This is a genomic window from Streptomyces phyllanthi (assembly GCF_009377205.1).
GTDB lineage: Bacteria > Actinomycetota > Actinomycetes > Streptomycetales > Streptomycetaceae > Streptomyces > Streptomyces phyllanthi.
On record NZ_VJZE01000370.1, the window covers coordinates 1 to 9504 of the forward strand.

Here is a 9504-nt window from a genome sequence, read left to right on the forward strand (position 1 = left end):
GGCCAGGCTTTCAGGGGCGCGGGGAACTGCGCGACCAGCCCCCACCGGCCAGCAGGCCGACAACACCGCACACCCCACCCCCATAAGGCCGTCAGGCCGGGCGGGGGGCCTGGGGGCGCAGCCCCCACGACGGCGCCCCGAGCACCGGGTACCGCCAGCACCCGTTCCGCCCCCGGCAGGGCCCCCGTACCGTGTGACGACGTGAGCACCCTCCTCCGCGCCAGAACCTGGCCGAAAACGCACCCGTTGGCGTTGGACGCGGTCCTGGCGGCCGCCGTCCTCGTCTGCATGGTGGCCGCCTCGTTCGTCGACCCGCACGCCGATCACGGAGCGAAATGGGGCGCCCGCACCCCGGACGCCCTCGGTCTCACCCTCATGACACTGGCCGCGGCAGCCCTCGTCCTCCGTCGCCGCGCCCCCAGGGGCGTCCTCGCGGCCACCGCGGTCCTCTCCCTCGTCGAGCTCGCCGCCGACGACCCCCGAGCGCCCGTCGCGATGTCCGCCGTCGTCGCCCTCTACACCGTCGCCTCCACCACCGACCGCCCCACCACCTGGCGCGTCGGCCTGCTCACCATGACCGTGCTGACCGGCACCGCGATGCTCGCCGGCCCCCTGCCCTGGTACGACCAGGAGAACCTCGGCATCTTCGCCTGGTCCGGCATGGCCGCCGCGGCCGGAGACGCCGTACGCAGCCGCCGGGCCTTCGTGGACGCCATCAGGGAACGCGCCGAACGAGCCGAGCGCACCCGCGAGGAGGAGGCCCGCCGCCGCGTCGCCGAGGAACGCCTCCGTATCGCCCGCGACCTGCACGACGTGGTCGCCCATCACATCGCCCTCGTCAACGTCCAGGCCGGAGTCGCCGCCCATGTCATGGACAGGCGTCCCGACCAGGCCAAGGAGGCCCTTGCCCACGTCCGCGAGGCCAGCCGCTCCGCGCTCAACGAACTCCGCGCCACGGTCGGCCTGTTGAGACAGTCCGGCGACCCCGAGGCCCCCACCGAGCCCGCCCCGGGCCTGGACCGGCTCGACGAACTCGCCGACACCTTCCGCCACGCCGGCCTCCCCGTCGAGGTCGCCCGTGCCGACCAGGGCACCGCACTCCCCGCCGCCGTCGGCCTCGCCGCGTACCGCGTCATCCAGGAGGCCCTCACCAACGTGCGGAAACACGCGGGCCCCGAAGCGAAGGCCGAGGTCAGCGTCGTACGGGTGGGACCGAACATCGAGATCACCGTGCTCGACAACGGGACCGGACAGCACGCCGGACCGGGAGGGCCGGACGAGGACGACGGCCACGCCACGGAGGGTGCCGGTGCCGGTGGCGGTCACGGCCTGCTCGGTATGCGGGAACGCGTCACCGCCCTCGGCGGCAGCTGTACCGCGGGCCCCCGCTACGGAGGCGGCTTCCGCGTCCATGCGATCCTGCCGGTCAAGAGCCGTACGGCTCCGGCCGGGGGCGGCACCACCGCGTAACCACCGCCACCCGACCGCACACCACCCGACCGCACACCACCCGACCGCACACCACCCGACCGCACACCACCCGACCGCACGGCAGCCGACCGCACACCACGAGACCGCCGGACGAGACCCGAGCGACCAAGCGACCGTCCGTCCGATCGCCAGCACCCCGGGGGAACCCGTATGACCATCCGTGTCCTGCTCGCCGACGACCAGGCGCTCCTGCGCAGCGCCTTCCGCGTACTCGTCGACTCGGAGCCGGACATGGAGGTCGTGGGCGAGGCCTCGGACGGGGCGGAGGCCGTGGAGCTCGCGCGCCGGGAGCGGGCGGACGTGGTGCTGATGGACATCCGTATGCCCGGCACCGACGGGCTCGCCGCCACCCGGCTCATCACGGCCGACCCGGCGCTCGCGCACGTCCGGGTGGTCATGCTGACGACGTTCGAGGTCGACGAGTACGTGGTGCAGTCGCTGCGCGCGGGCGCCTCCGGGTTCCTGGGCAAGGGCTCCGAGCCCGAGGAACTCCTGAACGCCATCCGGGTCGCGGCGGCCGGCGACGCGCTGCTGTCGCCGGCCGCCACCAAGGGGCTCATCGCCAGGTTCCTCGCCCAGGGGGACGGTGCGGAGGACGAGGAGCGCGACCCCGCCCGCTCCGACCGGCTCGACTCCCTGACCGTACGGGAGCGCGAGGTCCTCGTGCAGGTCGCGGCCGGGCACTCCAACGACGAGATCGCCGAGCGGCTCGAAGTGAGCCCGCTGACCGTGAAGACACACGTCAACCGGGCCATGGCCAAGCTGGGCGCCCGGGACAGGGCCCAACTCGTGGTGATCGCCTACGAGTCGGGCCTCGTACGTCCAAGGGTGGAGTGAGCCGAAGCGGGCGTACTGCGGCCGGAGTATGCGCCGTATAAGGAACGGGACCTGGGGGGTACGGGTCGGCCCCTCGCGATGGCTCAGGGTGTAGGGACGGGCGCTCACATGTGCTTCACATGTGCCGTCCGTGCGTTGTACGCGACCGCTTCTGCCGCTCACAGAAGAGAGACCCGACCCATGTCCTGGCTGTCACGATTCAGCCTCGCGCAACGGGCCCTGATCGGCCTGATGTCGATCATCGCGCTCGCCTTCGGGGCGATCGCGATACCCCAGCTCAAGCAGCAGCTGCTGCCCACCATCGAACTGCCCATGGTGTCCGTCCTGGCGCCGTACCAGGGCGCGTCGCCCGACGTGGTCGAGAAGCAGGTCGTCGAGCCCATCGAGAACAGCCTCGAAGCCGTCGACGGCATCACCGGCGTCACCTCCACGGCCGGCGAGGGCAACGCCCTGGTCATGGTGTCCTTCGACTACGGCAACGGCACCGACGACCTCGTCGCCAACGTCCAGCAGGCCGTGAACCGGGCCCGCGTCCAGCTCCCGGAGGACGTCGACCCGCAGGTCATCGCCGGTTCGACGGACGACATCCCGACGGTCGTCCTCGCGGTCAGCTCGGACGGGGACCAGCAGGCCCTCGCCGACCGGCTGGACCGTACCGTCGTGGCCGACCTGGAGGACATCGACGGCGTCGGCCAGGTGACCGTGGACGGTGTACGGGACCTCCAGGTCACCGTGACACCCGACGACAAGGACATGGCCGCGGCCGGTCTCACGCCCGCCGCGCTGGGCCAGGCCCTCCAGGCGGGCGGCGCGACCGTCCCGGCCGGTTCGTTCGACGAGGACGGCGCCAACCGCACCGTCCAGGTCGGCGGCGGTTTCACCTCGCTGCAGCAGATCGAGGACCTGATGGTCACCGGTCAGGGGACGTCCGGCGGGGCGTCCGGCGGCGCGAAGAAGCCCGTACGCCTCGGTGACGTCGCCACCGTCAAGCAGGAGGAGGCCAGGGCCGACTCCATCACGCGTACCGACGGCCGGCCGAGCCTCGCCGTGAGCGTCACCATGGACCGCGACGGCAGCGCGGTCGCCATCTCCGAGGCGGTCGAGGACGCACTGCCCGCGATGCGCGAGGACCTCGGCGAGGGCACGACGATCACCGTGGTCAGCGACCAGGGCCCGGCGGTCTCGAAGTCCATCGACGGCCTCACCACCGAGGGCGCCCTGGGTCTCGTCTTCGCGGTCCTCGTCATCCTGGTCTTCCTGGCGTCGATCCGCTCGACGCTGGTGACGGCCGTCTCGATCCCGCTGTCGGTGGTCCTGGCCCTGATCGTCCTGTGGACCCGCGACCTCTCCCTGAACATGCTCACGCTCGGGGCGCTGACCATCGCCATCGGCCGGGTCGTCGACGACTCGATCGTGGTCCTGGAGAACATCAAGCGCCACCTCGGCTACGGCGAGGAGCGCCAGGAGGCGATCCTCAAGGCGGTACGGGAGGTCGCGGGCGCGGTCACGTCCTCGACGCTGACGACAGTCGCGGTGTTCCTGCCCATCGGCCTGACCGGCGGCATGGTGGGCGAGCTGTTCGGCTCCTTCTCCCTGACGGTGACGGCGGCGCTCCTCGCCTCGCTCCTGGTGTCGCTGACGGTGGTGCCGGTGCTGTCGTACTGGTTCCTGCGCGCTCCGAAGGGCACGCCCGAGGACGCCGACGAGGCGCGCCGCAAGGCGGAGGAGAAGGAGGCGAGGAGCAGGCTCCAGCGCTCCTACGTCCCGGTCCTGCGCTTCGCGACCCGCCGCCGCCTGACGAGTGTGGCGATCGCGGTGGCGGTCCTGGTGGGCACCTTCGCCATGGCCCCTCTCCTGAAGACGAACTTCTTCGACCAGGGCGAGCAGGAGGTCCTCACCGTCAAGCAGGAGCTGGAGCCCGGCACCAGCCTGGCGGCGACGGACAAGGTGGCCCGGAAGGTCGAGAAGATGCTCGGCGGGGTCGAGGGCGTCAAGGACTACCAGGTCACGGTCGGTTCGTCCGGTTTCCTCGCGGCCTTCGGCGGCGGTACGGACACCAACCAGGCGTCGTACACGATCATGCTGGAGGACTCCGCGTCGTCCGAGGACGTCCAGGACCGTATCGAGGAGGGGCTCGGCAAGCTCTCCGGGATCGGTACGACGACGGTCGCGGCCGGGGACGGCTTCGCCAGCCAGGACCTGAGCGTGGTCGTCAAGGCGGCCGACGCCGATGTCCTGCGGAAGGCCGCGGAGGAGGTCCGCGACGAGGTCGCGAAGCTCGACGACGTCACGGACGTCACGAGCGACCTGGCACAGAGCGTGCCGCGGATCTCGGTACGGGCGAACGACAAGGCGGCCGCGGCGGGCTTCGACGACGCCACCCTCGGCGCCGCCGTCACCCAGGCGGTGCGCGGCACGACGAGCGGCCGGGCGATCCTGGACGACACGGACCGCGACATCGTCATCAGGTCGGCGAAGCCGGCGGACACGCTGGACGAGCTGGAGAACCTGCGCCTGGGCGCGGTGAAGCTGGGTGACATCGCGAACGTGGAACTGGTCGACGGCCCGGTCTCCATGACCCGTATCGACGGCCAGCGGGCCGCCACCATCACGGCGAAGCCGACGGGTGACAACACGGGCGCGGTGAGCGCGGACCTCACCACCAAGCTGAACGCCCTGAAGCTCCCGGCGGGCGCCACGGCCGACATCGGCGGTGTCTCCCAGGACCAGGACGAGGCGTTCGCGAACCTGGGCCTGGCGATGCTGGCGGCGATCGCGATCGTGTTCATGCTCTTGGTCGCGGCCTTCCGCTCGCTGATCCAGCCCCTGATCCTCCTCGTCTCGATCCCCTTCGCGGCGACGGGCGCGATCGGACTGCTGGTCGCGACCGGCACCCCCATGGGCGTGCCCGCGATGATCGGCATGCTGATGCTGATCGGCATCGTGGTGACCAACGCGATCGTCCTGATCGATCTGATCAACCAGTACCGCCGCCAGGGCTACGGCGTGGTCGAGGCCGTGGTGGAAGGCGGCCGCCACCGCCTGCGCCCGATCCTCATGACCGCCCTGGCGACGATCTTCGCGCTCCTCCCGATGGCCCTGGGCATCACGGGCGAGGGCGGCTTCATCGCGCAGCCGCTGGCGGTGGTGGTGATCGGCGGCCTGATCACGTCGACGCTGCTGACGCTGCTGCTGGTGCCGACGCTCTACACGATGATCGAGCTCCGGAAGGATCGGCGGGCGAAGAAGAGGGCGGCGAAGCGGGCGAAGAAGGCGGGACTGCCGTCCGGGCCGACGCCTGCCTCGGACTCGTCCTCGGATTCGTCTCCGGACTCGGACTCGGACTCGTCCTCGGACGAGCCGGAGCCCGCGGGCGTGTGACGGTCCGGCCCGCGCGGCCTGCCCCACGTGGTCTGGACCATAGCGGCGTTACGTATGCTACGGGCACCAACTGCTGCACGGGGGAGGGAGATGCGGGCGGTGCCACTGCAGAGAGACGACCCGAAGTCGGTCGGCGGGTACAAGCTGGTCGACCGGCTCGGGGCCGGGGGCATGGGAGTCGTCTATCGGGCGAGGTCCCGGTCGGGCCGGGACCTCGCCGTCAAGGTGGTGCACGCTCAGTACGCGGAGGACGCCGTCTTCCGGGCCCGCTTCCGGCAGGAGATCGAAGCCGTCCGCAAGGTGAGCGGCGCCTTCACCGCGCCGGTCATGGACGCCGATCCGGAGGCGGCCCGGCCCTGGATGGCGACCCAGTACGTGCCCGGCCGTTCGCTCGCCGACCGGCTGCGCGACCAGGGCCCGCTGCGCGGCGCCGAGTTGCGGCAACTCGCCCTGGGACTGGTGGAGGCGCTGCGGGACATCCACCGGGCCGGGGTCGTGCACCGGGACCTGAAGCCGGCCAACGTCCTGATGGCCGAGGACGGCCCCCGCGTCATCGACTTCGGCATATCCCGCGCGGCGGAGAACCACCAGACCCTGACCGATACGGGCCAGATGATCGGCACTCCGCCGTTCATGTCCCCGGAACAGTTCACCGACGCCCGTAAGGTCGGCGCCGCCTCCGACGTGTTCTCGCTCGGGGCGCTGCTGGTGTACGCCGTCACCGGGCGCGGTCCCTTCGACGCGGACAGCCCCTACATGACCGCCTACCGGGTGGTCCACGACGAACCCGTGCTGGACGGGCTGGCGCAGCCGCTGCGCGCGGTGCTGGAGCGCTGCCTGGCCAAGGAGGTGGCGGACCGGCCCGAACTCGACGAACTGGCATGGGAGTTCGCGGCCGTCCTGCCCGAGCCGGCGGACGACGACCCGCAGACCGTGAGCCTGCGTCTGGACATGCTGATCGCCCATGGGGAGGCCGGCTCCGGGAACGGCGCCGGCCGGACGGCCGCCACCGGTTCCGAAAGCGTCTCCGGGCGGACGAACACGCCCCGCTCCGGCCGCCGCGGCGGCAGGCGCCCGCTGTGGGCCGCGACCGGCACGGTCGGCGTGCTCGCCCTGGGGCTGACTGGCTATCTGCTGCTTGGTCCGGGCTGGGCGGACAGCGCCGACCGGACCGCCTCTTCGCCGTCCCCCTCACCGTCTGCCTCCTCACGGTGGCCGGCGCTGCCCGACGGCTGGCAGCCCTGGCAGACGACGGTGAACGAGACGGCGCCGCTCGGCGCGCGGAAGGCGATCGCGAGCTCGTTCGAGGGCGACTCCGCCTGTCGGATGCAGGACCTCGCGGCCTACTGTTCGGGCCAGGGAGTTCTCCCCGTACGTCTGGACGGTCTGACCGGCAAGACCGTCTGGCGCGCCGACCTCGCACCGGCCGGCGCCGGGGGCGCGGAATACTGGGCCAAGCTCCTCGGTGTCCGTGAGGGTGTGATGCTCGTCCGGCAGAACATCACCAGCCTGGACGGCGAGACCGAAACGATCCATGTGGTCGCCCTCGACACCGAGACCGGCGCCAAGCTGTGGTCCCGCGAGGTGAACGACGAGAACGTCGACCTCGTCCTGTCCGGGGACGTGGTCCTGACGGCCGAAGCCGACGGCCGGACGGTGACGGCCCGGTCGCCGCGCACCGGCGCCGCGCGCTGGACCACGAAGGTACCCGACGGCTACTACTGCACGTTCTTGACGCCCGGCACAGACCTGTACGCACACTGCACCCTGGACGATTCCGAAAAGGCCCTGGTCCTGGCGGTGGACCGGACCGACGGCTCGGTACGGCGCATCGAGGTGCCGTACGTGAGCGCCGTCGTCGGGAGCATGGACGGCCGGCTCGCCGTGGCGCTGCCGTCCGCCGACGGCGAGACGTCCGCGGCGGGCCTGGCGATGGCCCGGATCCTGCTGATCGACCCGGAGACGACGAACCGCAGCACGACGAAGCTGGCGAAGGGCTACGACGGGGAGCCGACGCTGGCGGACGGCACCCTGTGGATCGTACGGGCCAACGGCAAGGTGACCGCCGTTTCGGCCCGTACGGGCAAGCAGCTCTGGCAGACCGCCACCAGCCTGGAGAATCCGGGCAAGGCCATGTACGACCCGCGGACACGCACCCTGTACATGGCGAGCACGAGCGGTCGGGTGGCGGCCCTCGACGCCCGCGAGGGCACGCTGCTGTGGGAGACGCTGCCACGGGTCACCCGGGTGATCTCCGGCGCCACGGTCGAGCCCGAGGTGCAGCTCAGCGGGGGCGCGCTGGTCGTCACCGCTCCCGACGGCACCGTCTTCAGCCTCGACCCCGCGCACCCCGAGCGGAAACCCGTCTCGGGGTGACGGCGGGGCGGGACGAAAGGACGGCGACTACGGCAACTACGGCAGCGCCAGCATCCGCTCCAGCGCCAGCTTCGCGAACGCCTCCGTCTCCTTGTCGACCTCGATGCGGTTGACCAGGTTGCCCTCGGCCAGGGACTCCAGGGCCCAGACCAGGTGGGGGAGGTCGATGCGGTTCATCGTGGAGCAGAAGCAGACCGTCTTGTCGAGGAACACGATCTCCTTGCCCTCGGGAGCGAAACGGTTCGCCAGGCGCCGGACCAGGTTCAGCTCGGTGCCTATCGCCCACTTGGAGCCCGCCGGCGCCGCCTCCAGCGCCTTGATGATGTACTCCGTGGAGCCCACGTAGTCCGCCGCGGCCACGACCTCGTGCTTGCACTCCGGGTGGACCAGCACGTTCACACCCGGTATGCGGGCCCGTACGTCGTTCACCGAGTCCAGGCTGAACCGGCCGTGCACCGAGCAGTGCCCCCGCCAGAGGATCATCTTCGCGGCGCGGAGCTGCTCGGCGGTCACGCCGCCGCCCGGCTTGTGCGGGTTGTAGACCACGCAGTCGTCCAGCGACATCCCCATGTCCCGCACCGCCGTGTTGCGGCCCAGGTGCTGGTCCGGCAGGAACAGGACCTTCTCGCCCTGCTGGAAGGCCCACTCGAGGGCCCGCTTCGCGTTCGAGGAGGTGCAGATCGTGCCGCCGTGCTTGCCCGTGAACGCCTTGATGTCCGCGGAGGAGTTCATGTAGGAGACGGGCACGACCTGCTCGGCCAGCCCCGCCTCCGTCAGCACGTCCCAGCACTCGGCGACCTGCTCGGCCGTCGCCATGTCGGCCATGGAGCAGCCGGCGGCCAGGTCCGGGAGGACGACCTTCTGGTCGTCGGACGTCAGGATGTCCGCCGACTCCGCCATGAAGTGCACGCCGCAGAACACGATGTACTCCGCCTCCGGGCGGGCCGCCGCGTCCCGGGCCAGCTTGAAGGAGTCACCTGTCACATCGGCGAACTGGATGACCTCGTCACGCTGGTAGTGGTGGCCGAGCACGAAGACCTTGTCCCCGAGCTTCTCCTTGGCCGCGCGGGCGCGCTCCACCAGGTCGGGGTCGGACGGGGAGGGGAGATCACCCGGACACTCGACACCGCGCTCGCTCCTCGGGTCGGCCTCCCGGCCGAGCAGCAACAGGGCGAGGGGCGTCGGCTGTACGTCGAGCTCCTGGGTCTGGGCGGTGGTCACGGCACGCACCCTTTCTTTTCTGCGGCTCGCCGGCCCGGGAGATCCGGACCGGCGGGACATGCGGGACAGCGTTACGGCTTGTGTCGAACACGGCTTTTCGTCGAATTGACGCTATCTATCATAACCGCTTCACGTCACTTTGACGATGGCCATTGCGTCGATGTGACATGAATCCCGGTGGCCCGCACCGACCCACCC

5 protein-coding genes are annotated in these 9504 nt (G+C 71.1%); 4 read left to right on the forward strand and 1 reads right to left on the reverse strand.

Features of this window, described 5'->3' with window-relative positions; genetic code table 11:
• The first annotated feature begins 201 nt into the window (after window positions 1–201).
• From FNH04_RS34570 to FNH04_RS34590, 4 genes are all read left to right on the forward strand, one after another.
• Window positions 202–1470: a sensor histidine kinase gene (locus FNH04_RS34570; RefSeq protein WP_322724705.1), complete on the forward strand. Its 1269-nt coding sequence runs from the start codon at window positions 202–204 to the stop codon at window positions 1468–1470.
• A gap of 171 nt (window positions 1471–1641) precedes the next feature.
• Window positions 1642–2328 carry a response regulator gene (locus FNH04_RS34580; RefSeq protein WP_152789805.1) on the forward strand — a complete coding sequence of 229 codons (687 nt, stop codon included), beginning with the start codon at window positions 1642–1644 and terminating at the stop codon, window positions 2326–2328.
• Between the two features lie 180 nt (window positions 2329–2508).
• Complete coding sequence (locus FNH04_RS34585; RefSeq protein WP_152789806.1) at window positions 2509–5709, forward strand: efflux RND transporter permease subunit; 3201 nt, start codon at window positions 2509–2511, stop codon at window positions 5707–5709.
• Between the two features lie 99 nt (window positions 5710–5808).
• Window positions 5809–8085, forward strand: a complete 2277-nt coding sequence (locus FNH04_RS34590) for a protein kinase domain-containing protein (protein ID WP_425588632.1) — start codon at window positions 5809–5811, stop codon at window positions 8083–8085.
• Window positions 8086–8121: 36 nt separating this feature from the next.
• Here FNH04_RS34590 and nadA read toward each other — a convergent pair whose 3' ends face one another.
• On the reverse strand, window positions 8122–9306 hold the full coding sequence (gene nadA / locus FNH04_RS34595; RefSeq protein ID WP_322724708.1) for a quinolinate synthase NadA: 1185 nt from the start codon (window positions 9304–9306) through the stop codon (window positions 8122–8124).
• Window positions 9307–9504: the final 198 nt, after the last annotated feature.

Bases quoted from the DNA above. Each gene is read 5' to 3' on its own strand.
- FNH04_RS34580 (WP_152789805.1), top strand. From the start codon at position 1,642: ATGACCATCCGTGTCCTGCTCGCCGACGACCAGGCGCTCCTGCGCAGC.
- FNH04_RS34585 (WP_152789806.1), top strand. From the start codon at position 2,509: ATGTCCTGGCTGTCACGATTCAGCCTCGCGCAACGGGCCCTGATCGGC.